Raw genomic sequence first — 20,926 nt, 5'->3', positions numbered from 1 at the left:
CGATTCTGGAATCGATTCAGCACTCGGACGGCGTTAAGGCGCGGTTGAGGTTGGAAAAACACAAGAGGCCCCGGTGCGGTTCTCACCACACCGGGGCCTGTGACCTGCGCTTCAGTTGACGGTCAGTTCGGGCTGATCCACTGACCCGTTGTGGAATCGATTCGGACGACGCCGTCGAACCGTTCTTCCTCGAGCCAGTCGTCCGAGTCGTCCAGAATGCCGCTCTTCGAGTCGGTGACGTACCGGCCGTCCGACTCGATGTGGCCGTGCTCGACCTCCACCCAGTCGTCACCGCGGTGTTCCGACATCGTGACCTCGCCGGATCGTGTGATCTCGGTCGCCACGTCGGCCTTGCCGTCGCCGTTCGAGTCGGTGAAGAGCCACGTGTCACCGTCGTCGTCCTTGACCACCGCGGTGTCGGCCTTGCCGTCGCCGTCGGTGTCCTCGGTGGCCTGCCCGACGTTTCGTTCACCTTCACCGGTGTCGACGAGAATCGCCTGCTTGTCGGACGAATTCGTTTTTTCTTGGTGGGTGTCGTTCGGGTCGACGGCGACCCACTCACCGGAATTCTCCTCGAACCGCGCCTGGCTGAGGAGATTGCCGTCCTTGTCGAACGTGCTCATCAGATCGGCGTCACCGTCGCCGTTCGTGTCGGTGAACGCCAGATGTCCGCCGTCATCCGTGGCGACCACGGCGGAGTCGTTCACGCCGTCCTGGTCGAGGTCGAAGGTGACGTCGGCGGTGTACTCCTCGTCCTCGACGGTCACCTTCAGCTCGGCGTCGGCCGCACCGTTCTCGTCGATGTACACCGGGACACACCTCCTACTTGCTCATGTACCGGTATGACCCACGTTATGCCGGTTCGGTTCCATCTCCAAGCTCAACAACGGCATCTTGTCGAGTGTCTGGGGAGCGGGGTTCGCTTTGGTCGCGTACCTCGTGGCGCAGGCATCGTTTCGGTCACGCCTGGGTAAGCAGTGGGCCTGGGGGTGCTCATGACTGACGGGGTGGGGACCGCGGCGGGCTCACGGGTGTGGGCGCGCGTCGCGGCGGCGGGCCTGGTGCTGCTGAGCGGCGGGCTGGCGGTGTTCGGCGGCTGCTGCTGGGCAGGGAGGTCGGGGCCGGGCTGATGGTCGTGTTCATCGGGGCGATGGTCGGCCAGTGGCTGGTCTACCTGGCGGGTGGACGGTTCGTGGAGCTGAGGGAAGGCCCGGCGAGCAGCACTGGGTGGAACTGGTCGACGCCGACGGCGTCCGGCTGGTGTTGAACGACGACAGCACCCGCGAGGAGGTGCAGCGGGTGCTGGCCGCGTACGCCTCTGGTGTTCCGCGCATGTCGCGGCGCACCGCGTACCTCTTCCTGCTGCTGGAGGTGGTCGTCGCGCTGGCACTCGGTGCGGTCGGCTACCTGCTGGCTTAGGCGCGGTCTCGCACCGAGCGGATCCGGCCGAGTAGTTCCTCGGCCTTCGCGCGGCCCTGCTCCACCTCGGCGAGCTGCCGGGTCACGCCCTGCAGCTCGCGGCCTCGTTCGCCCGCCTCCATCCGCAACGCCCGGTCGACCTCGCGCAGTTCGGCCTCGATGGCCTCGATGCGTTTGGCCAGGGCCTCGTCCAACGCCAGCGAGAGGGCCTGTTCGGCCTCGATGAGCTGTTCGGCGGCCAGTTGGTCCACTGTGGAGCGGGCGTCGGCGATGGCGTCGGAGAGCCATTGTTTGACGTGTTGTTTTTCGGCTGTGTGGGTTCGGGTTCTCGCCATCCACCAGCCCGCGCCGAGGCCCAGTGCGATGGTCACCGGGAGGACGATCGGGTTCAGGACGGCTATGCCGAGGCCGGCCAGGGGCATCACGGCCAGTTTTCCCGCGCCCAGGCCGCCGGAGACGCCCATGAAGACCAGGAGTTTGTCCTCGGCTGTGGGTGGGCGCTTTTCCTTGGGGCGCAGGATCACGGGTGGTTGCTCGCCCCTGGCGAACTGGCCTCGGATCAGGGTCAGTTCTTCTGCGCTGAACAGGGTGGCGAGCACTGCGTCGGTCACCTGGGAGAGGCGGACCGAGAGGGCCGTGGAGATGCGGCCTGAGACGACCTGCAGGGCCGTGTCGACCTGTTGGGGGAGGGTGGCCAGGGCGGTGCGGTCGGCCTGGTCGATGGCCTGGCGGTACCACGTCTGGAGGTCTCGCATCTGGCGGGAGATCTCGTGGGAGTTCTCGATGCGGGCCCGTTGGACCTCGCCGCGCAGGCGGACCTGCCAGCCTCGGGTGGAGGAGCGGCGTTCGGTTTGGAGTTCTTCTCGGCGGGCGCGCAGCAGGGCTGCCTCGTCCTCGCCCACGGAGAGGGCTCGTTTTTCGTGGTCCAGGCGGATTTCCAGCTCTGCCAGGACGGTGGTGAGCGCGCGGAGGGCGTTGGCCTCGGCGAGCATGCCCGCGCGGCCCGTCACCAGTTCCTGCAGGGCCGTCTGCAACGTGGAGATGCCCGAACGTTCGCGGAGCATGGCGGCGGCGTCCGGGTTCGGGGCCTGGGCGGCCATGCCGAACATGCGCGAGGACACCGGGTGCCAGGTGGCGTCGGCGAAGCGGGGGGCGTGCTGGGTGAGCAGGGCCTGGTTCGCTTCCAGGACCTGGCGCCAGCCCCGGTACTGGTCGGTCTTGGTGAGGGCGAAGACGACGGTCTCGACCCGGTCGCCCACGCGTTTCAGGAAGTCGAGCTCTCCCCTGGTGAACGGGGACGAGGCGTCCACCGCGAAGACGAGGGCGGTGGCCGAGGTGACGGCTTCCAGGGCCAGTTCGCCGTGCACGGACTCGAGGCCGCCCACCCCTGGGGTGTCGACGATCGACATGCGTTCCAGGAGCGGGATCGGGGCGTCCACCTCGACGTAGCGCGGGGGGAGTTCGCCTTCCGGGAGGTCGTGGGCGGCGGAGACCCAGTTGATCAGGGCCGGTAGCGGGAAGCTGACCGGGGCCAGCAGGCCGGGATAGCAGGCTCTGGCCGCCCACGCAGGGCCGTGCTGGAAGACGAGGTAGGTCGAGGTGGCCACGTCGGCGTCCACCGGGGAAAGTCCAGGGGCCGAGAGCAGGGCGTTGACCAGGGAGGACTTGCCCCGGTTGGTCTCGCCGACGATCACGACCGAGGAGACCTCGGGGGTGGCGCGGCGGGTCACCCAGTCGGCCATCGACGGGTCGAGGTCGCGGACGAGGGCGGTGAGGCGCTCGCGCGTCTGGCGGACCGTCTGGGAGAGGTTGCTCATCGGGCCGTGTAGACCGTGACTATCGGGGCGCGCAGGACTCGGCCCCGGTCGCAGAAGCCGGGGACCTCGGTCTCGGCCACCAGGCCCTGCAACGAGAGGTCGTCGGTCGGAACGGCGCCGCCCGCCTCGTGCTGGGACGGGTCGAAGCGCTGGCCGTCGGCGCGGACCGCGGTCACGCCGATGGACGACAGGCCTTCCTCGATGCGTTCGACCACGCCGGCACTGGCGCGGTCCAGCGCGTACAGGCACAGCTGGACCAGGGCGCGGCGTTCGGCCAGCGCCTGGTCGAGCAGCTCGTCGGCAATGGTCTCCACACCGTCGTCCGACGCCAGTTCCGCCGATTCGGTTCCGTTCGCGCTCATCGGTGCCCCCCAGCACGTAGTTGCTGCCACATGAGGAAATACGCCCGGTGGACGACGTGCGCCACCCGGGACTGCGCCGGCGTCGCGCCGAAGGAGGCGAACGAACGCCACCAGCCGGCCCGTTCCAGCGCGTACGCGACCAGTTCCGCCACCGGTCGGCCGGGAAGACCCAGCTGGGCCGCGATGTTCGGGGTGCTGCCGACGCGCAGCACCTCCTCGGTGAGGTCGGGGGCCAGCTCGACCGTGCCGGACGAGACCAGCGTCAACGCCTCCAGCAGCCGCAGCTGGTGCGCTTCCGGACGGGCCAGCAGGACCTCGATCGCGTCGTGCACGCGCTGCCGTTCGCCGGGGTCGGCCGAGGCCAGCGACGTGATCGACGCCAGCGCGGCGGCGGCCTTGATGCCATCGGCACGGGACCGGAAGACCGCGTCGAGACGGCCGCGGACGGCGGCGAACCCGGACGCGTCGAACAGGACGCGCCGCAACGCGCCGGCGGTCAACGCGGGTTCGGCGTCCAAAGCCGCAAGTGCCTGGCCGATGCCGTAGAGGTCGAGCTTCTCCAGCAACCGGGACCGGACGCCGGCCGCGACGTCGCACTCCCACGACGTGAAGAGGTCGCCGGACATCAGCATCATCGTGCGGATGTCGGCGTCCAGGGCGGCCAGTGCGCGCAACGCCTCGGCGTCGGCGGACGTGAACTCGCCGGTCTCCGCGGACTCGGCGAGCAGGCTGATCACCGGCAGCACGTCCGCCACCCGCGGCTTGAGCAGCGCGGCCTGCTTCGCGGCGAGGATCTGCGCGGCCCGCCACACGTCACCTTCCGAGCCCTCAACGGTTTCCGGCGCCACGGCGTCGACCTTGTTCAACGCGGCGATGGCGTTGACCGGCCCGGCCTCGCGTGAGGCGGTGGCCGCCGTGAACGCGGCCAGCGTCGAGTGGTCGTCCGCGCGCACACCCTGCGTCACGACGTAGAGCACGGCCTCGGCACCCGCGACCGCGTTGCGCGACACGGGATCCAGCAGTTCTTCGGTGCGTGCGACCGAGTCGGCGTCCAACGACCCGAGACCCGGTGTGTCGATGACGGTGATGTCCCGCAACACGGCGTTCGTCAGATACGCCTCGATGTGCGAAACGCCTTGTACGCCAAGAGAAGCGGGAATCATGCCGTGGGCGTCGAACGGCAGCACCTGCCGCCGGCCGTCACGCAGCACGACTTCGATGCGGTCGACCGTGCCGTACTGGTACCGCGTCACGAGCCGGGTGCACTCACCGACGTCCGTGGGCGCGACGCGACGGCCGATCAACGCGTTCACCAACGTCGACTTGCCCGACTTGATCCGGCCGGCGACCGCGACCTGCAACGGCGCGTGCAGCCGCCGCAGCACCTCCTGGAACCCGGCGGCGGTCTGCGGGGAGACCTGCGGTTGCAGCGCACCGCACAGGTTGGCCACTGCCGCGCACAGCGGACCGGCCAGCTGTTGTCCCTGCAACGCCGTCACGAGCACTGATCGTGCCACGGTTTGTGCGCGTGCGTGCGCGGGTAGCCACAGCGCATGGGTGACAGCTACGTGACGTTCCTAGTGCTGGGGATCGTCCTGGTCGTCGTGGACGGCCAGCTGATCTACCACAGCGGCAAGGGATACCTCCGGCGCGCTGCGTACGACGACGAGCAGGCCAGCGGCATGATGAAGCTGACGGCCGTGCTGTTCCACCTCGTCGTGCTCGGCCTGCTCGCGATCGTCTCGATCATCGAGGTCGAGACGGGCGACGCGGTGAAGAACGTGGTCGTGAAGCTCGGCGTGGTGCTCCTGCTGCTGGCACTGGCTCACGGCGCGACCATGGCGATCCTGGCCAGGATCCGGGACCGCCAGATGCAGCAGCAACTCGCTGACCAGATGGCCGAGGAGCACCGCATCTACGAGGAGCGCCAGGAAGAACGTCAGGCGCACATCGGCGAACCGCGGCCCGCGCCCAAGATCGAGTCGCCTTACTCACCCAACAAGTAGTGGGCTCGCACGGCGTCCAGCGCCTCCCCCTCGCCGGCGCCGAGTGACCGAGCTACGGCGACGAACTCCGCCGCGGCGGCGGAGAGCGGGTCCGGATTATGCGAAGGCAGGGCAGCCACCACGGTGCCCTGCCTTCGTCCTGTCGTGATCACGCCCGTCACCTCCAGCTCCCGGTACGCCCGCGCGACGGTGCCGGCGGCGAGACCGAGGTCCGCGGCGAGCTGGCGGATCGTCGGCAACCGCGACCCGACCGGCAGCACTCCTCCGCTGATCAACCTCACCAGCTGGTCGCGCACCTGACGCCAGGGCGGGACACCGTTCTCGACGTCGACGACGATTCGGGGACCTGTCACCAGAAGATCTTCTTGGACACGTGGTGCGTGTTCGCCATCGCTATCCACGCGAGGACGCAGAAGAGCCCGAACCCTCCGCCCACCAGCGCTCCGACCACGGCCGCGCCGAGGCCCGCCGACACGTGCACGCTGCGGGTGCGCAGGGCCCGGTCGACCTGCTCGTCCCCGTCGGCCGGGCGGGCCACGGCCGCCCACGTGATCACCGCGACGGCGGCGACGGACACCACGAGCACGGGCAGCTGTTCGATGCGGAGAGTGACCAGGAGCACGGTCACGCCGATCGCCACGATCGCCGCGTAGGCGATCAGCACGTACTGCGAGGCGATGTCGAACAGGCCGCGCGGCGTGAGCGAGGCGACCCGCCGGGGCCCTTCGCGGTGCAGCTGCGTCGCGATCAGCTCGGCGAGCAGCGTGCCGCCGAGAACGGTCGCCGCGAGCGACCCCACGCCCCGGCCGGACGCGATCGGCAGGAACGACAACCCCACGTAGAGCCAGGGGTAGAGCAACCGCCGCCGCTTCAGGTACCGGACGGCGTCGTCGATCTGCGCGGGTGTCGGGTCCGGCACCTCCCAGCTCCGCAGCAAACGCTTGCCGGTCGACTGCGTCGGCCACAGCAGGAGCAGCAGGAAGAGGCCGACGCCGGCCGCCCACAGGACGTCGTACATGGCGAACCCCCGAACTTTTGTATCAACCCCTCGACACAATAACTCACACTGAAGTCGTACGGAGAGTCAACCCGTGGCGCGACGCGCGGAAGTTCGACCCGCACCTAACCTTGTGCGGTGCGGAGGTTCAGCCTGTGGATGAAGGCTCATCCGGCGTTCGGGGACTCCCTGATCGCCGGGCTCTTGCTGGTCTTCGACCTGGGCTTCGGGATCTCCGCGGCCAGCAGGGGCCTGTCGTTCTCGGCGTTCCTCGCCGTGACGCTGCTGATGCTCGGGCCGCTGCCGTTCCGCCGCTACCACCCGCTGGGCACGAGCTACCTGATCCTCGCGGGCGGGTTCCTCCAGCTGTTCACGCACGGCGGCGCCGAGGGCCTGCCGATCCGCATGTCGGACTTCGCGCTGGCCGTCGCGCTGTACACGCTCGTCGCGTACACCACCCGCAAGACGGCGTTGATCTACACGGGCTGGCTGCTCGCGGGCACGCTGCTGTGGGCGGTCTTCCGGGTCGGCGACATCGAGGCCGTCTTCTTCGTCTTCCTGATCCTGGTGATCTTCGGGTTCAGCTGGGCGATGGGCGAGTTCATCGGCGCCCGCCGCGCCTACCAACGCGAGATGGAGCAACGGTTGGCGCTCTTGGAGACCGAACGCGACCAGCAGGCCAGGATCGCGGTGGGCGAGGAACGCTCGCGCATCGCCCGTGAGCTGCACGACGTCGTGGCGCACGCGGTGAGCGTGATGATCGTCCACGCGGACGGTGCCGCCTACGCGATCAGGTCGCAGCCGGAGATGGCGGAGAACGCGGTCCGCACGATCGCCGACACCGGACGCCTGGCGCTCACCGAGATGCGCCGCCTGCTGGGCGTGCTGCGCAGCGAGGACGCCGAGACGCAGTGGGCGCCGCAGCCGGACGCGCGCGGCGTGGTCGAGCTCGCGGAGAACGCCCGTGCCGCCGGCGTCCCGGTGCAGCTGGAGATCACCGGTGACGTGGACGACCTGCCGGTCGGCGTGGGCCTGAGCGTCTACCGGATCGTGCAGGAAGCGCTGACGAACGTGTTGAAGCACGCGGGTTCCGACACCACCGCCCTGGTGCGGCTGGCGCGGACCCCGGAGGAACTGCGGCTGGAAGTGACCGACAACGGCTTCGGCACGCCCCACGACGTGGTCAAGGTGTCCGGCGGCAACGGGCTGATCGGCATGAGGGAAAGGGCTGCGGTGCTGGGCGGCGAGTTCGAGGCGGGCCCCAACCCCGGTGGGGGCTGGCGCGTCCGCGCGACTTTCCCGCTGGCCGCATAGGGTGATCATGTGATCCGGGTGCTGCTCGTAGACGACCAGGAACTCATGCGGATGGGTTTCCGCATGGTGCTGGGCGCGCAGGAAGACATCGACGTGATCGGCGAGGCGGCCGACGGCCTCGACGCCGTGCAGATGGCCGACAAGCTGCGGCCCGACGTGGTGTTGATGGACGTCCGCATGCCCGTGATGGACGGCGTGGAGGCCACCAAGCGGATCGCCGAGGCCGACACGGCCAAGGTGCTGGTCATGACGACGTTCGACATGGACGAGTACGCGTTGTCGGCGTTGCGCAACGGCGCCAGCGGCTTCCTGCTGAAGGACACGCCGCCGTCCGACCTGGTGTCGGCCCTGCGCGCGGTGGCCTCCGGCGACGCGGTGGTCTCACCTTCGGTGACCAAGCGGCTGCTCGGCCGGTTCCTCGGCGACGGCGGCGGTGAGCTGCGCGACGCCTCGATGCTCGACGTGCTGACCGAACGCGAGCGCGAGGTGCTCGTGCTGATCGCGAAGGGCCTGTCGAACACCGAGATCGCCCGCAAGCTGTTCCTGTCGGAGGCGACGGTGAAGACGCACGTCGGCAGGATCCTGGCCAAGCTGGAGCTGCGAGACCGGGTGCAGGCCGTGGTGCTGGCCTACGAGACCGGTCTCGTCCGCCCCGGCGACGCCTAGCGGTACTTCGCCGGGTCGGCCTCCACGGTCTGGCCCGCCATCCGCGGCTTCACCACGTCGTCCCACCAGTGACCCCAGTCGGGCTGCGAACCGTCGAGGTCGGTGAAGCCGTACTCGCGCTTGAGCTTCCACGACGACAGGCACTGGCCCGCAAAGCGCTTGCGGTCCTTGTCGGCCGCGAGGTGCGCGATGCCGCGGCCGAGGTAGTGCGGCGTCTCGGAGATCGCGTAGTCCGGCACCTTCTCGATCGCGTCCCGCCAGGTCGCCTCGGTGACGCCGAACGTCTCCAGCATCTGCTCGGACCGCAGGAATCCCGGGGTGACCGCCATCGCCGTCACGTTCGGGTGGTCCTTCAGGTCCTTCGCGAGCACCTCGCCGAACCGCCGCACGGAGTTCTTCACCGCGTCGTACGGGAGGTTCACGAAGTACGCCTCGCCGTCCTCGCCGTCGGTCACCTCGACGACCAGGCCGTCGTCGGACTTCAGCAACAACGGCATCAGCTTGTGGATGGCGATCAGGTGCGTCTCGACGCCGTTGCGCCACATGTGCAACTGCCGGTCGAGGTCGTGCTCCCAGAACTTGCCCCACTCGACGAGGTTCTCGCCGCCCCACGCGTTGTCGACGAAGACGTCGAGCTTCCCGATGCGCGCGGCGAGAGCGTCCACATCGGACGGAACGGTGAGGTCGCAGCGGACCGCGATCCCCTTGCCCCCGGCCGCGTCCACGAGCTCGGCGGTCTCCTCGATCGTCTCCGCCCTGCCGACCTCGGACTGCTGTTCGCGCGTGGTGCGGCCGGCGACGAACACCGTCGCGCCCGCGGCACCCAGTTCGATCGCGATCGCTCGTCCCGCACCGCGCGTGGCGCCGGTGACGACGGCGACCTTCCCCCTCAGATCAGGCTCACTTCTTGGTGACACGCCTGACTCCCCTTCCTTCTCCCCAGGACAGGACGACCATCTCGTCTCCCTCGACCAAGAGCTGCACGACCTCGGTGACGGCGAAGCGGAAGAGGTCGATCTCCTCCGGCTTCGGCTGCCAGCCGGTGCGGTCGAAGAGGTCCTTCAGGTAGACCTCCTTGTCCGTCCAGAACTCGGCGGTGCCGCTGATCTTCGCGTCGCCCGCCTCCGTCATGGACGCGGTCGTGGTCATGCAGTGCAACGCGAACCTCGGGTCGCGCCGCAGGTCCTTCGACTTCAAGGAACCGGGCATCATGCCCGCCCACAGGTGACCGTGCGCGAAGTCCGGTTCCACGCCGCTGATCCGCGGCGACCCGTCCCTGCGCAGCGTCGCGACCAACGCGTGCCGGTCCGCCGCGAACCGGCTCTCGACGAACGCGGCCATCTCGGGCTGCTCCGCCGTGAACTCCGCCCAGGTAGCCATCAACGCATTCCCTTCAACACCAGGTCGACGTCCTCACTCGTGCGCGCCAGCAGGTCTCCGCGCGGGCGCACGGACCAGTCCATCGAGATCCCGTAGATCAACGCGGCGAGGACCCGCGCCGCGTTCGGCGGCAGCTCCTCGGCTGCGCACAGGACTTCGAGTTCCTCTTCGAGCGCCGCGTAGTGCCTGGCCAGCAGCGCGCGCAGCTCCGGGTCGATCAGGTCGACGCCGAGCTGCGCCAGGTTGTTCGTGGCCACGACCGGGTCGGCGAGCCGGTCGAACCAGGTCAGCAGCGCGTCGCGGACGTTGCCCGCCTCGCGCATCCGCCGCACGACCTCCTCGGTGCCCGCCTTCGTCAGCGCCTGCAGCAGCCCGCTCTTGGACCCGAACCGCTTGGCCACCGCGCCGACCGACACCCCGGCCTCCGCCGCCACGTCCGCGACGGTGAACTCCGGCCCGCGCCGGTCGATGACGGCCGCGACGGCGTTCAGGATCCGTTCGTCGGTGATGGTGCGGGGTCGTGCCACGCGGTTAGTGAACCACAGTTCACTAACCTTCGCCTAGTGTGGCGTCACGTGACCTGGAGACCGCGTTTGATCGCTCTGGACATCGACGGAACCCTGACCCCGGTCGGCTCGAACGACATGGCTCCCGCCGTGAAAGCGGCCATCGCCCGGGCCGCTGACCACAGCACTCACGTCGTGCTGTGCACCGGTCGCAGCCTCATCGGCACCACCCCGATCGCGGCCCAGCTGCCGGTGAAGCGCACCCTCTGCTCGAACGGCGCGGTGTGGTGGGACCCGATCGCGAACGAGGTGACCAAGCGCACGACGTTCGATCCCGGGCCGACGATCAAGGCCTTGCAGGCGTTGCTGACCGACGTGGTGTTCGCGGTCGAGCAGACCGGCGTCGGCAACCTGTCGCTGGGCTCGTTCCTGCCGGGCGACCTGTGGGGCGTGACCTCGGAGGTCACCTTCGAGGAGATGGCGGCGACGCCGACGCCCCGGCTGGTCATGCGCTGGCTCGACCACACGCCGGCCGAGCTGTCGTTCGCCGTGCGGGAGCTGGAGCTGCCGGGCGTCGAGTGGTCCGTCGACCACACCGAGGCGTGGCTGACGGCGGTGCCCGCCGACATCTCCAAGGGCGCTGAGCTCGACGAGCTCGCGGCACAGCTGGGAGTTCCTCCCGAGGACGCGCTCGCGATCGGTGACGGGGCGAACGACGTCGAGATGCTGCGGTGGGCCGGGCTCGGTGTCGCGATGGGACAGGCGCCGGAGCACGTGAAGGCAGCGGCGGACGAGGTGGCGCCGACCGTGTTGGAGGACGGTGCCGCCGTCGTGCTGAACCGCTACTTCCCTTAGACGCAGCCCTGGACGGTCTCGCGAAGCCAGCGCTGCGCCGGGTCGGCGTCCAGCCTCGCGTGCCACGACATGCGGACCTCGACGCCGGGCAGACCGACGTCGACCGGGAACCAGCGCAGGCCTCCGGGGTACTGCGCGGCGAGGCGTCGCGGCACCAGTCCCACGTGGTCGCTCGACGCCACGAGCTGGGCGGCGGCGCTGAAGAACGGGACGACGGCGGTGACGTGGCGTTGCAGGCCCTTGGCTTGCAACGCCGTGTCGAGCGGTCCTCGGGTGCGGCCTCGCCGGGACACCGAGACGTGCGGGTGGCGGCACAGCTGCCGGAGCGTCGGCCGGGTGCCGAGCGGGTGCCCGGTGCGGACGATGCCGACCATCTGCTCGGTGAACAGCACGACGGACCGCATGTCGGTCTCGGTGTCGTCGCCCGCGCCGATGTCCAGGTCGACCGACCCGTTCCGCAACGCCTCGGCGCTGTCGTCGCCTTCGGGCACGAACCGCAGCACCACGCCGGGAGCCTGCGCCGCCACGGCGTTGACCAGCGGAGCCAGCACACCGTCCGCGACGCGGATCGTGAACGTCCGGCGCAGCTCGGCCAGGTCGGGTTCCCTGGCGTGGATCAGCGCGGAAGCCTCGTCCAGCAGCGTCCGGACCCGCGGCGCGATCCGCAGCGCGAACGGCGTCGGCACCAGCCCGCGACCCGCCCGGACCAGGACGGGGTCGCCCATCGCCCGGCGCAACCGCGCCAGCGCCCTGCTGGTGGCGGGGACGGACAGGTGCAGCCGCTCGGCCGCCGCGGTGACGCTGCCGTCCTGCAGCAGTGCGTCGAAGACGCGCAGGAGGTTCAGATCCAGCTGATCAGGCACCTTTGCATCGTATGCAACTCTGCCTTGCCAAAGTTGCGTGGCGAGCAAGGGTCGTCGGTTTCTAGCGTCGTGGCATGACAACCTTCGAGGCCGAAGTGACCGCGTTCATGCTCGTCAAGACCATGCCGAAGTGGCTGGCGCTGACCGTTCCGCAGCGGATCGAGGTGATGGAGACCCACGTGCTGCCCGCCATCAAAGCGAAGGCCGACGGCGTGCGGTCGCGCTTCTACGACACCGAGTTCTACTCGGCGCGCGTGACGGACATCTGGGTGTGGGAGGCGCGCGACCACGAGTCGTACCAGCAACTCGTGGACGCGCTGCGCGACACCCCGTTCTGGGACGACTACTTCCAGGTCGTGGAGCTGTTGGTAGGGGTGGAGAACGGGTACGCGCGCAACCACGGCGTGGACCCGGTCGCCACCGTCGGCTAGTTGTAGTGCCCTGACAGGTTAGGAACGCGGCTGGCGGGTGGCTTGCCTGCGAGTGCGGTGTGACCGCGGTGGTGATTGTAGAGATGCAACCACCGCGGGAGCGCTTCGCGGCGTTCGTTCTCGGTGCGGTAGGGGCGGGCGTAGGCCCATTCGTCGAGCAGGGTGCGGTTGAAGCGTTCGACTTTGCCGTTGGTCTGTGGCCGGCGTGGTCGTGTGCGTTTGTGGGTGATCCCGGCTGTGGTGAAGGCGTCGTGCCAGAGCCGGGATCGGTAGCAGGATTCGTTGTCGGTAAGAACTCGATGAACGGTGATCCCGTTGGTGTGAAAGAAAGTCTGCGCGCGTGACCAGAACGCGATGGCGGTTTCCTTGGTCTCGTCGGTGAGGATCTCGGTGTAGGCGAGGCGGCTGTGGTCGTCGACGGCGTTGTGCAGGTAGCTGTAGCCGAGGTTGGCGCGGCTGCTGTTCCTGCGTGGCCGGGCGGGATCGCGGTGGGCGGAGCTGTTGCGTGTGCCGATGGTCCGGCCGTGGACTTTGTGGCCGCCGCCGTCGGGGATGTTGCCCAGTTTCTTGATGTCGACGTGCACGAGATCGCCAGGGGCGGCGTGCTCGTAGCGGCGGATGGGCTGGCCGGTGGCCCGGTCCAGGTGCCGCAGCCGGGCCAGTTGGTAGCGGCGCAGGACCCGGTGCACGGTCGACGGGTTCAGGTCGAGCAGGTAGGCGATGCGGGCGGGTCCCCACCGCCGGTCCAGTCTGACCTTGATGATCCGGCGTTCCTGGCGGGTGTGGGTGCGAGCAGGGCTGGAATGCGGGCGTGAGGATCGGTCGGCCATGCCCGCGAGGCCTTCGGCGCGGTAGCGGTCGGCCCAGCGTTTCGCGGTGCTGACCGAGACCTGGAACCGCTCTGCGGCTCGTCGAAGCGGCCATCCGTCATCGACGACACACCGGGCCAGCCGCAGCCGGCCCAGCTCGGTCAGCGGTGCGTTAGCGTGAGTAATCGAGGGCCTCCTGGCTAGCCGGTGCAGATGTCGCAATCCACACCGAACCCGGAGGCCCTCCCTCATTCCAAGATCATCCGATCACGTGTCGGACCGTTCGCAACGTCTCGGGTCAGTACAGCTAGTCGGACACGTTCTGCACGGCGACGACCTTGTCGACCTTCACCCGCACGACCATCTCGCCCGGCACGCCGTTGCGGTCGGCGTACTCGTCGGCGCGGTCGTCGCCCATGTAGCGCGCGGCGGTGCGGCCCGCCCAGTACTTGAGCTGGTCCGGGTCCTCGTCGACGACGGCCTGGCCGGTGATCGTCACGAAGTTGAACGGCGGGGTCTCGTCGTCGAAGCAGATGGCCACCCGGCCGTCCCGCAGGATCGACTTGCCCTTGATCGTGTCGCGCGCGGTCAGGAAGACGACGTCGGGGCCGTCGAGGTCCACCCAGACCGGCGCGACGTGCGGTGATCCGTCCTTGCGGGTGACCGCGAGCTTGCCGGTGCGGGCGGGTTTGGCCAGGACGAACTCGCGCCACCAGCCGTCCGGGGCTTCCGTGTATCCCATGTGGCTCATTCAACTACGACGGAGGTAGCGGCACCGGACGACGGAAGTTGACGGCTTTCGCAGACCGCAGGGCGATGTGGTCTCACCCCTCGAAGCGGGAAGGTATTCCCATCACCGAGAGGGGAAAGCCAATGATCGAGGCAGTCGGCCTCACCAAGAGATACGGCAGGACGGTCGCGGTCGACGACCTGTCGTTCACCGTCCAACCTGGACGGGTGACCGGGTTCCTCGGTCCGAACGGCGCGGGCAAGTCCACGACGATGCGGATGATCCTGGGGCTCGACCGTCCGACGGCAGGCCGCGTGCTGATCGACGGCAAGCCCTACACCGAACTGAGCCGTCCACTGAGGACGGTCGGCGCGCTGCTCGACGCCAAGTGGGTGCACCCGAACCGCTCCGCCCGCGCTCACCTGCGCTGGCTCGCGAAGTCCAACGGGCTGCCGAACAACCGCGTCGACGCCGTGCTCGAGTCCGTCGGCCTCACCGGGGTCGCCGGCAAGAACGCCGGCGGGTTCTCGCTCGGCATGTCGCAGCGGCTGGGGATCGCCGCGGCACTGCTGGGTGACCCGAAGGTGCTGCTGTTCGACGAGCCGGTGAACGGCCTGGACCCCGAGGGCATCCTCTGGATCCGCACGTTCATGCAGAACCTCGCCGCGGAGGGCCGCACGGTCCTGGTGTCGAGCCACCTGCTGTCGGAGATGGCGCTCACGGCCAGCGAGCTCGTGGTGATCGGCAAGGGGAAGCTGATCACGCAGAGCACGACGCAGGAGTTCATCGACCGCTCAACGGGTAACTCCGTTCTCGTGCGCAGCCCTCACCTCTTCAAGCTCGGCCCGTTGCTCGTCGACAAGGGCTTCACGGTGCGTGACAGCGCGGACGGCGCGTTGTCCGTATCGGGTGCCACCAGTGACCAGATCGGGGACATCGCCGCTGCGAACGGTGTCGTCCTGCACGAGCTGAGCCCCCAGCGCGGTTCGCTCGAAGAGGCGTTCATGCAGCTGACCGGCGATGCTGTCGAGTACCACGCAGAGATCGGGAAGTGAGTCTGATGACCCTGTTGGCAGTTGAGAGAATCAAGCTCTTCTCGACCCGTTCGCCCTACTGGTGCAGCGCGCTCGCCATCGTCCTGGGCGTCGGCCTCACCGCGATCTTCGCGGCGGCCACCGACGGTCCCGTGCCGCTCGGCCTCACCCAGATCGGCAGCAGCCAGCTCGCCATCGCGGTCGTGCTGGTGATGGCGGCGATCGCGGTCACCACCGAGTACCGCTTCAACACCATCCGCTCCACGTTCCTCGCGGTGCCGAACCGCACGTCCGCGCTGGTCGCGAAGACCGCCGTGGTCGCCTTCATCGCCGGTGTGCTCGGCGAGATCATCGCGTTCGGTTCGTGGGGCGTCGCCAAGGTGATCTCGCCCAGCTCGGACCTCGCGATCAACACGTCGGCCGAGTGGCGGCACGTCGCGGGCGTCGGCCTGATCTACGCGGTGGGCGCGATCATCGCGGTCGCCATCGGCATCCTGGTCCGCCAGACCGCGGGCGCCGTCGCGATCCTGCTCGTCTGGCAGATGCTCGCCGAGAGCCTGGTCGGGATCATCCCGAAGGCCGGCGTGAAGATCCAGGCGTGGTTGCCGTTCCAGAACGCCAACCACTTCCTCTCGATGGGCGCGGACAGCCCTGAGGCGGGCGGTGCGGGCATCGACTTCAAGCTGAGCGAATGGGGTTCGCTCGGTTACTTCGCCGGAGTCGCGGTCGCGCTCCTGGTGGTCGCGCTGGTCGTCGCGAAGCGGCGGGACGCGTGACCCGTTCCGAATAAGGGGGAGAGGGACCTGGGTCATCCGTCGGGGGGTGACCCAGGTCCCTGTCAGTTTCTCGAGCGAACCGGGAGAGGCCATGATCGAAGCAGTGCGGTTGAGCAAGCACTACGGCCGGACCAAGGCCGTCGACGACCTGTCGTTCACCGTCCGGCCCGGCCGGGTCACGGGCTTCCTCGGCCCGAACGGCGCCGGCAAGTCCACGACGATGCGGATGATCCTCGGCCTCGACACCCCCACCGGTGGCGACGTCCGGATCGACGGGCAGCACTACGCCCAGCTCAAGCGGCCGCTGACCAAGGTCGGCGCGCTGCTCGACGCGAAGTGGGTGCACCCCAACCGGTCGGCGCGCTCGCACCTCAAGTGGCTCGCGGCGTCCAACAGCATCCCGGCCGGCCGGGTGAACCAGGTGCTGGAGATCGTCGGCCTGACCGAAGTCGCGCACAAGAACGCCGGCGGGTTCTCGCTCGGCATGTCGCAGCGGCTCGGCATCGCGGGCGCGTTGCTCGGCGACCCCGAGGTGCTGCTGTTCGACGAGCCGGTGAACGGCCTCGACCCCGAGGGCATCCTCTGGATCAGGCAGTTCATGCACCGGCTCGCGGACGAGGGCCGCACGGTGTTCGTGTCGAGCCACCTGCTGTCCGAGATGTCGCAGACCGCGCAGGACCTGATCGTGATCGGCAAGGGCCAGCTGATCGCGCAGACGTCCACCGAGCAGTTCATCGCCGACGCCACTCAGGACACCGTCCGGGTCAGGTCGCCGCACGCCGCGAAGCTGCGCGAGATCCTCGCGGCGCACGCGACCGTGACGGACGACTCGGTGAGCGGATCACTCGTCGTGCAGGGGATCTCCTCGCAGCAGATCGGTGAGCTCGCGGCGGAGAACCAGATCGTGCTGCACGAGCTCAGCCCTCAGCGCGGGTCGCTGGAGGAGGCGTTCATGCAGCTCACGAGGGAGTCGGTGGAGTATCAGGCGCACTGATCACCCTGGGCCGCCGCGACCTGACGGCGGGCAGGACGATCAGCAACGCCGTCAGCACCGCGGTGCCGCCCGCGACCGCCGCGACGAACGGCATCCGGGCGGCGACGTCGACCGGCTCGCGCTGCTTCCCGGCCGCGAGCGTCGGCGCCGGCTGCGTCGTCGAGGGCTTCGGCTCCGGCAGCAGCGGGTTGCGGTCCACCGGCGGGAGCTGCGCGGCCAGTGCGGCCGTCGGGTTGACCATGCCGAACCCGGTCGTGACGTCACGGCCGGGTTCCGCCATGTCGGTCGCGGTCCTGATCAACGCGTTGACGACGTCCTTCGCCGCCATCTGCGGGTGCTTCGCCCTGACCAGCGCGGCGGCCCCGGACACGATGGCCGACGCGGCGCTCGTGCCGTCCATCTCGGCGTACCCGCTGGCGTAGACGCTCTCGGGCGCGACCGTCACGATGCCCACGGCGGGTGCCGCGAGCACGGTGTCCGCGCCGACGTTGGACGACGCCCACGGCTTGCCGTCCTTGGTGGTGCCCGCCACCGCGATGACCCCGCTGATGTTGGCGGGCGCGGAGACCTCGGCGCCCTCGTTGCCGGTGGCGGCGACCAGGACGACGTCCTTCTCGATCGCGTAATTCACAGCTTTCACCAGCGACGGCGTCATCGAGCTGGAGAAGCCGAGCGACAGGTTGATGACCTTGGCGCCGTGGTCGGCGGCCCACCTGATGCTCTCGCCGATGATGTCGAGGCCGAACTGCTCCTTCTCGTCGGCGCTCGCGATCGGCAGGATCTTGGCGCCGGGCGCGATGCCGAGCGCACCGCCGCCGCGGCCGGTCGCCGCGATGATCCCGGCCATGCCCGTGCCGTGGCCGTCGGTGTCGGTCGTGCCGTCCGCGCCCTTCGACCTGCCGAAACCCGTTCCCGGGAGGACCTGGCCGGCGAGATCGGGGTGCTTGGCGTCGACGCCGGAGTCGATCACCGCGACCACCACGCCGTCGCCGCGCGTCTGCTCCTGCGCGGCGTAGACGCCGAGAGCTTCGAGGTGCCACTCCTGCTCCTCGATCGACTGCGCGGCGAGCAGCAACGGCAGCGCGACGGCGAGCGCGGGGAGCAGAGGCACGTCAGCTACATCGTGTTTCCAGGTCAGGACGCAACGTGCCTGGCGTCACACGTTGCGTAAGAGCACTGTTAACAAGCCGTGAAAAACGGCATTTTGGACATCATCGACGTTTGGCTTCACGTTCAATGGGGTTATCCCCGCCGCGGAGGTGGCCAGTGGTCCGTGTGGAAGCAATGCTCGGTCTCGAGTGGTCCAGTGCACTAGAAGCCCCCAACCCTTCCGAAATCGCCCTCACCCCGGCCGACGCGCGTCGTTCGTGGGTCAACCGGGCGCCCGAGTCCGAGGTCCTGGCGATGTACCGCTCGGTGCGGTCCGTCGAGGACGCGCCCGCGCCGTGGTGGCTGCGCGCGCTGGACAGAGGCAGACTCCGCTCCCGTGCCGAAGGGCATGCCGTCGAGGACGCGGTGAGCGAACTGCTCTCGGCCCGTCCCGGCTGGGTGTTCGTGCCGTGGGTCGACCTCGGCGAGGTCGGGTACTGGGAGTTCGTGCCGTCCGAAAGCGGTGTGTACGGCCCTGCCACGCCCACAACAGTGCAGTTCACCGACTCGCACCGCGGGTTCGTGCACCTCGTGGCCGCGCACCGCGGGCCCGGTCGTCCGCAGGCCATCGACTTCACCGTGGCTGACCTGCGTGCTCAGATCGAGGACATCGAACTGATTGCCTAAGATGTCTCGTCGTGACCAGCCCTGAGTTCCCCCGTTCCATCGTCAGCTTCGTCCAGCGCGGCGAGCGCATGACCGTGGGGCAGGAACGCGCCTGGGACACGTACTGGGAGAAGATGGGCAACGACGTGAAGTCGTTGCCCGAGGGGCCGTTGGACTTCGACTCGTGGTTCGGCCGTTCCGCGCCGGTGCTGCTGGAGATCGGGTCCGGCATGGGCGAGACCACCTCGCAGCTCGTGGCCGCCGCGCCCGAGCTCAACTACGTCGCCGCCGAGGTCTACAAGCCAGGGCTCGCCCAGCTGCTGCTGCGCGCCGAGCACCTCGGTGGGCTCGACAACCTGCGCGTGCTGCGCGGTGACGCCGTCGTGCTGCTGACCGACCACATCGCGCCCGCGTCGTTGCACGGCGTGCGGATCTTCTTCCCGGACCCGTGGCCGAAGAAGAAGCACCACAAGCGCCGGCTCGTGCAGCCGGAGTTCGTGTCGCTGATCGCGTCACGGCTGGAGCCCGGTGGCGTGCTGCACCTCGCGACGGACTGGGAGCACTACGCCGAGCAGATGCTGGAGGTCTGTTCCGGCGAGCGGCTGCTGACCAACGTCTACGACGGCTGGGCGCCGCGGCCGGACTGGCGGCCCGTCACCAAGTTCGAGCAGCGCGCGGTGAACGAGGACCGGGTGTCGCACGACCTGATGTTCAGGCGGAACGACCTCACCTGATCGAGGTCTCAAGCCGTTCGAGTGAACACCTTGGGTCTACCGTTCACTCGTTGGAGTGGCCGGTGTTGATCACCCGAAATGCCCCGAGTGGCAGTGACGCGTGAGGCCGCTCCGGGCTTAGCGTCTCGCTCCGTGACCCCCGACGTCCTCCCCGTCGCGGAGGAGTTCGTCCGCATGTTCCACGCGGCGCACTCCGACGCAGGCTCGCTGACCGCCCGCATCGCCCAGGTGCGCGCCGAGATCGCCGAGACCGGAACCTACCGCCACACCACCAACGAGCTCGCGTACGGCGCGCGGATCGCGTTGCGCGATTCCGGTTGGTGCACCTCGGGTCTGCCCTGGCGGCGCCTGAAGGTCCGCGATCTGCGCGGGTACCGCAACGCGGCCGCGGTGGCCGGCGAGTGCGTGGAGCACCTGCGGCTGGCGACCAACGGCGGTGAGATCCGGCCGCTGGTAACGGTTTTCGCGCCGGACGCGCCCGGTGCGCCCGGGCCGGTGATCTGGAACGAGCAGCTGATCCGCTACGCCGGGTACGCCGACGGGATGGGCGACCGCCGGTACGCGGGGTTCACCGAGACCATGCAGGGCATGGGATGGCGTCCGCCCGTGCGTCGCACACGGTTCGACCTGCTGCCGTTGGTGGTGGAGACGCAGCACGAAGGGCCGCGGCTGTTCACGTTGCCGTCCGAGATCGTGCACGAGGTGCCGTTGGAGCACCCGACGTTGCCGTGGTTCGGCGAGATGGGGCTGCGCTGGCACGCGGTGCCGGTGATCGCGAACATGAAGCTGTCGATCGGTGGCGTGAACTACCCGGCCGCGCCGTTCAACTCGTGGTTCGTCGGCGCCGAGATCGGTACGCGTTCGCTGGCCGAGGAAGGCGCGTACGGAGTGGCCCGCGAGGTCGCAGAGGCGTTGGGTCTGGACACTTCGTCCGAACGCACTCTGTGGCGGGACTTCGCGACCGTTCACCTGAACGCGGCAGTGCTGCACTCGTTCGACAAAGCGGCCGTCACCATCACGGACCACCACGCGGAGGCGTTGCACCGCCTCGCCTGGCTGCGTTCGCGGCAACGGCCGTCCGCCGCACGTCCCGCGTTCCGGCTCGACAGCGCAGCCGCGGCGCGCGCACGGAACGGTGCTCCGGCGCGCTTCACGGCCGCGTTGGACGAGACCCGTCCTCAACCGACGAGCAGGCTGGCGGAGCTGCTCCGCCAGCAGAACTCCCTGACCAGCGTCTGACTTCCCCATCACACGCTGGTTCGGCAGCTACTTCGAGTCGATCATCACGCCTGAGAGAGCCATCAGCGCAAGGACCAACAGGCCCACCACAGCGGCGGCCCAAGTGAACACAACTGACAACATGGCGTCCTCCGTTTCCCCGACTTCCGCCCTTCCAGAGTCCGTGACCGGGGCGTGATCCGGCATCCGCCGGGAGGGTGTTTCCGCAGGTCGCCACCTCAGCCTTCTGGCTGATGCCG

The 20,926-nt window shown here is 69.0% G+C and carries 26 protein-coding genes; 13 read left to right on the top strand and 13 right to left on the bottom strand.

Annotated features, from left to right (window positions below; translation table 11 throughout):
• Positions 1 to 122: 122 nt before the first annotated feature.
• Positions 123 to 809: a hypothetical protein gene (locus ACQEU1_RS27315; protein WP_433207462.1), complete on the bottom strand. Its 687-nt coding sequence runs from the start codon at positions 807 to 809 to the stop codon at positions 123 to 125.
• Positions 810 to 995: 186 nt separating this feature from the next.
• On the opposite strand from ACQEU1_RS27315, the gene ACQEU1_RS27310 reads away from it, so the two are divergent.
• Together ACQEU1_RS27310 and ACQEU1_RS27305 are read left to right on the top strand one after the other, a co-directional pair.
• Positions 996 to 1,130, top strand: a complete 135-nt coding sequence (locus ACQEU1_RS27310) for a hypothetical protein (RefSeq protein ID WP_433207459.1) — start codon at positions 996 to 998, stop codon at positions 1,128 to 1,130.
• Between the two features lie 97 nt (positions 1,131 to 1,227).
• Positions 1,228 to 1,419, top strand: a complete 192-nt coding sequence (locus tag ACQEU1_RS27305; protein ID WP_433207456.1) for a hypothetical protein — start codon at positions 1,228 to 1,230, stop codon at positions 1,417 to 1,419.
• Here ACQEU1_RS27305 and ACQEU1_RS27300 read toward each other — a convergent pair.
• The 3 genes from ACQEU1_RS27300 to ACQEU1_RS27290 are packed head-to-tail and all read right to left on the bottom strand — an operon-like array spanning position 1,416 to position 5,115.
• The gene (locus tag ACQEU1_RS27300; RefSeq protein ID WP_433207453.1) at positions 1,416 to 3,236 is read right to left on the bottom strand and encodes a dynamin family protein; all 1,821 of its coding nucleotides are present in this window, start codon (positions 3,234 to 3,236) and stop codon (positions 1,416 to 1,418) included. The two genes, ACQEU1_RS27305 and ACQEU1_RS27300, sit on opposite strands and share 4 nt — an antisense overlap.
• The gene (grpE, locus tag ACQEU1_RS27295; protein ID WP_433207450.1) at positions 3,233 to 3,598 is read right to left on the bottom strand and encodes a nucleotide exchange factor GrpE; all 366 of its coding nucleotides are present in this window, start codon (positions 3,596 to 3,598) and stop codon (positions 3,233 to 3,235) included. The genes ACQEU1_RS27300 and grpE overlap by 4 nt, the downstream gene beginning before the upstream one ends.
• Positions 3,595 to 5,115, bottom strand: coding sequence for a dynamin family protein (locus tag ACQEU1_RS27290; RefSeq protein WP_433207447.1), 1,521 nt, complete (start codon positions 5,113 to 5,115; stop codon positions 3,595 to 3,597). The genes grpE and ACQEU1_RS27290 overlap by 4 nt, the downstream gene beginning before the upstream one ends.
• A 36-nt stretch (positions 5,116 to 5,151) precedes the next feature.
• Here ACQEU1_RS27290 and ACQEU1_RS27285 point away from each other — a divergent pair, with 36 nt between their 5' ends.
• Positions 5,152 to 5,604, top strand: coding sequence for a hypothetical protein (locus tag ACQEU1_RS27285; RefSeq protein ID WP_433207444.1), 453 nt, complete (start codon positions 5,152 to 5,154; stop codon positions 5,602 to 5,604).
• On the opposite strand, the gene ACQEU1_RS27280 is transcribed toward ACQEU1_RS27285, so the two are convergent.
• Both ACQEU1_RS27280 and ACQEU1_RS27275 read right to left on the bottom strand, forming a co-directional pair.
• Positions 5,586 to 5,957, bottom strand: a complete 372-nt coding sequence (locus ACQEU1_RS27280) for a GntR family transcriptional regulator (protein WP_433207441.1) — start codon at positions 5,955 to 5,957, stop codon at positions 5,586 to 5,588. The two genes, ACQEU1_RS27285 and ACQEU1_RS27280, sit on opposite strands and share 19 nt — an antisense overlap.
• Positions 5,954 to 6,622: a hypothetical protein gene (locus tag ACQEU1_RS27275; protein WP_433207438.1), complete on the bottom strand. Its 669-nt coding sequence runs from the start codon at positions 6,620 to 6,622 to the stop codon at positions 5,954 to 5,956. The genes ACQEU1_RS27280 and ACQEU1_RS27275 overlap by 4 nt, the downstream gene beginning before the upstream one ends.
• A 117-nt stretch (positions 6,623 to 6,739) precedes the next feature.
• On the opposite strand from ACQEU1_RS27275, the gene ACQEU1_RS27270 reads away from it, so the two are divergent.
• Together ACQEU1_RS27270 and ACQEU1_RS27265 are read left to right on the top strand one after the other, a co-directional pair.
• Complete coding sequence (locus ACQEU1_RS27270) at positions 6,740 to 7,915, top strand: sensor histidine kinase (RefSeq protein WP_433207434.1); 1,176 nt, start codon at positions 6,740 to 6,742, stop codon at positions 7,913 to 7,915.
• Between the two features lie 9 nt (positions 7,916 to 7,924).
• A complete protein-coding gene (locus ACQEU1_RS27265; RefSeq protein ID WP_089918409.1) occupies positions 7,925 to 8,581 on the top strand; it encodes a response regulator in 657 nt (218 codons plus the stop codon).
• Here ACQEU1_RS27265 and ACQEU1_RS27260 read toward each other — a convergent pair.
• Genes ACQEU1_RS27260 through ACQEU1_RS27250 form a run of 3 tightly spaced genes read right to left on the bottom strand, consistent with a single transcriptional unit; the run spans position 8,578 to position 10,488 of the window.
• The gene (locus ACQEU1_RS27260) at positions 8,578 to 9,474 is read right to left on the bottom strand and encodes an SDR family oxidoreductase (RefSeq protein ID WP_433211805.1); all 897 of its coding nucleotides are present in this window, start codon (positions 9,472 to 9,474) and stop codon (positions 8,578 to 8,580) included. The genes ACQEU1_RS27265 and ACQEU1_RS27260 overlap by 4 nt on opposite strands.
• 7 nt (positions 9,475 to 9,481) lie before the next feature.
• On the bottom strand, positions 9,482 to 9,961 hold the full coding sequence (locus tag ACQEU1_RS27255) for a pyridoxamine 5'-phosphate oxidase family protein (RefSeq protein WP_433207430.1): 480 nt from the start codon (positions 9,959 to 9,961) through the stop codon (positions 9,482 to 9,484).
• Positions 9,961 to 10,488 carry a TetR/AcrR family transcriptional regulator gene (locus ACQEU1_RS27250; protein WP_433207427.1) on the bottom strand — a complete coding sequence of 176 codons (528 nt, stop codon included), beginning with the start codon at positions 10,486 to 10,488 and terminating at the stop codon, positions 9,961 to 9,963. Before ACQEU1_RS27250 ends, ACQEU1_RS27255 begins: the two co-directional genes overlap by 1 nt.
• A 48-nt stretch (positions 10,489 to 10,536) precedes the next feature.
• Here ACQEU1_RS27250 and ACQEU1_RS27245 point away from each other — a divergent pair, with 48 nt between their 5' ends.
• Positions 10,537 to 11,322 carry an HAD family hydrolase gene (locus tag ACQEU1_RS27245; RefSeq protein WP_433207424.1) on the top strand — a complete coding sequence of 262 codons (786 nt, stop codon included), beginning with the start codon at positions 10,537 to 10,539 and terminating at the stop codon, positions 11,320 to 11,322.
• On the opposite strand, the gene ACQEU1_RS27240 is transcribed toward ACQEU1_RS27245, so the two are convergent.
• Positions 11,319 to 12,185 carry a LysR family transcriptional regulator gene (locus tag ACQEU1_RS27240; protein ID WP_433207421.1) on the bottom strand — a complete coding sequence of 289 codons (867 nt, stop codon included), beginning with the start codon at positions 12,183 to 12,185 and terminating at the stop codon, positions 11,319 to 11,321. The two genes, ACQEU1_RS27245 and ACQEU1_RS27240, sit on opposite strands and share 4 nt — an antisense overlap.
• 74 nt (positions 12,186 to 12,259) lie before the next feature.
• On the opposite strand from ACQEU1_RS27240, the gene ACQEU1_RS27235 reads away from it, so the two are divergent.
• Positions 12,260 to 12,616 (top strand): darcynin family protein, encoded by a 357-nt coding sequence (locus tag ACQEU1_RS27235; protein WP_433207418.1) that lies wholly within the window; start codon positions 12,260 to 12,262, stop codon positions 12,614 to 12,616.
• On the opposite strand, the gene ACQEU1_RS27230 is transcribed toward ACQEU1_RS27235, so the two are convergent.
• Positions 12,613 to 13,611 (bottom strand): IS481 family transposase, encoded by a 999-nt coding sequence (locus ACQEU1_RS27230; protein WP_433211802.1) that lies wholly within the window; start codon positions 13,609 to 13,611, stop codon positions 12,613 to 12,615. The two genes, ACQEU1_RS27235 and ACQEU1_RS27230, sit on opposite strands and share 4 nt — an antisense overlap.
• Positions 13,612 to 13,732: 121 nt before the next feature.
• Positions 13,733 to 14,167, bottom strand: coding sequence for a PPOX class F420-dependent oxidoreductase (locus ACQEU1_RS27225; protein WP_433207415.1), 435 nt, complete (start codon positions 14,165 to 14,167; stop codon positions 13,733 to 13,735).
• 131 nt (positions 14,168 to 14,298) lie between these two features.
• On the opposite strand from ACQEU1_RS27225, the gene ACQEU1_RS27220 reads away from it, so the two are divergent.
• The 3 genes from ACQEU1_RS27220 (at position 14,299) to ACQEU1_RS27210 (ending at position 16,959) form a co-directional block, all read left to right on the top strand.
• Positions 14,299 to 15,210, top strand: a complete 912-nt coding sequence (locus tag ACQEU1_RS27220; protein ID WP_433207412.1) for an ABC transporter ATP-binding protein — start codon at positions 14,299 to 14,301, stop codon at positions 15,208 to 15,210.
• 5 nt (positions 15,211 to 15,215) lie between these two features.
• Positions 15,216 to 15,965: a hypothetical protein gene (locus ACQEU1_RS27215; RefSeq protein ID WP_433207409.1), complete on the top strand. Its 750-nt coding sequence runs from the start codon at positions 15,216 to 15,218 to the stop codon at positions 15,963 to 15,965.
• A gap of 91 nt (positions 15,966 to 16,056) precedes the next feature.
• Entirely contained in the window at positions 16,057 to 16,959 is a 903-nt protein-coding gene (locus ACQEU1_RS27210) for an ABC transporter ATP-binding protein (protein ID WP_433207406.1), read from the top strand.
• Here ACQEU1_RS27210 and mycP read toward each other — a convergent pair.
• Positions 16,925 to 18,070: a type VII secretion-associated serine protease mycosin gene (gene mycP, locus ACQEU1_RS27205; RefSeq protein WP_433207403.1), complete on the bottom strand. Its 1,146-nt coding sequence runs from the start codon at positions 18,068 to 18,070 to the stop codon at positions 16,925 to 16,927. The genes ACQEU1_RS27210 and mycP overlap by 35 nt on opposite strands.
• Before the next feature lie 173 nt (positions 18,071 to 18,243).
• Here mycP and ACQEU1_RS27200 point away from each other — a divergent pair, with 173 nt between their 5' ends.
• From ACQEU1_RS27200 to ACQEU1_RS27190, 3 genes are all read left to right on the top strand, one after another.
• Entirely contained in the window at positions 18,244 to 18,735 is a 492-nt protein-coding gene (locus tag ACQEU1_RS27200; RefSeq protein ID WP_433207400.1) for a hypothetical protein, read from the top strand.
• A 68-nt stretch (positions 18,736 to 18,803) separates the two neighbouring features.
• Positions 18,804 to 19,448: a tRNA (guanosine(46)-N7)-methyltransferase TrmB gene (gene trmB, locus ACQEU1_RS27195; protein WP_382441367.1), complete on the top strand. Its 645-nt coding sequence runs from the start codon at positions 18,804 to 18,806 to the stop codon at positions 19,446 to 19,448.
• A 132-nt stretch (positions 19,449 to 19,580) separates the two neighbouring features.
• Positions 19,581 to 20,687 (top strand): nitric oxide synthase oxygenase, encoded by a 1,107-nt coding sequence (locus ACQEU1_RS27190; RefSeq protein ID WP_433207397.1) that lies wholly within the window; start codon positions 19,581 to 19,583, stop codon positions 20,685 to 20,687.
• Positions 20,688 to 20,926: the final 239 nt, after the last annotated feature.

The sequence above is a fragment of the Lentzea sp. CA-135723 genome (assembly GCF_050936595.1).
GTDB lineage: Bacteria > Actinomycetota > Actinomycetes > Mycobacteriales > Pseudonocardiaceae > Lentzea.
The sequence above is the reverse complement of the archived record's forward strand: the minus strand, read 5'-3'. Positions and strand labels throughout refer to the sequence as shown.

Coding starts and splice junctions, on each gene's coding strand:
- ACQEU1_RS27310 (WP_433207459.1), top strand. CDS start 996: ATGACTGACGGGGTGGGGACCGCGGCGGGCTCACGGGTGTGGGCGCGC.
- ACQEU1_RS27300 (WP_433207453.1), bottom strand. CDS start 3,236: ATGAGCAACCTCTCCCAGACGGTCCGCCAGACGCGCGAGCGCCTCACC.
- grpE (WP_433207450.1), bottom strand. CDS start 3,598: ATGAGCGCGAACGGAACCGAATCGGCGGAACTGGCGTCGGACGACGGT.
- ACQEU1_RS27285 (WP_433207444.1), top strand. CDS start 5,152: ATGGGTGACAGCTACGTGACGTTCCTAGTGCTGGGGATCGTCCTGGTC.
- ACQEU1_RS27275 (WP_433207438.1), bottom strand. CDS start 6,622: ATGTACGACGTCCTGTGGGCGGCCGGCGTCGGCCTCTTCCTGCTGCTC.
- ACQEU1_RS27255 (WP_433207430.1), bottom strand. CDS start 9,961: ATGGCTACCTGGGCGGAGTTCACGGCGGAGCAGCCCGAGATGGCCGCG.
- ACQEU1_RS27235 (WP_433207418.1), top strand. CDS start 12,260: ATGACAACCTTCGAGGCCGAAGTGACCGCGTTCATGCTCGTCAAGACC.
- ACQEU1_RS27225 (WP_433207415.1), bottom strand. CDS start 14,167: ATGGGATACACGGAAGCCCCGGACGGCTGGTGGCGCGAGTTCGTCCTG.
- ACQEU1_RS27220 (WP_433207412.1), top strand. CDS start 14,299: ATGATCGAGGCAGTCGGCCTCACCAAGAGATACGGCAGGACGGTCGCG.
- ACQEU1_RS27215 (WP_433207409.1), top strand. CDS start 15,216: ATGACCCTGTTGGCAGTTGAGAGAATCAAGCTCTTCTCGACCCGTTCG.
- ACQEU1_RS27210 (WP_433207406.1), top strand. CDS start 16,057: ATGATCGAAGCAGTGCGGTTGAGCAAGCACTACGGCCGGACCAAGGCC.
- ACQEU1_RS27200 (WP_433207400.1), top strand. CDS start 18,244: ATGCTCGGTCTCGAGTGGTCCAGTGCACTAGAAGCCCCCAACCCTTCC.
- trmB (WP_382441367.1), top strand. CDS start 18,804: ATGACCGTGGGGCAGGAACGCGCCTGGGACACGTACTGGGAGAAGATG.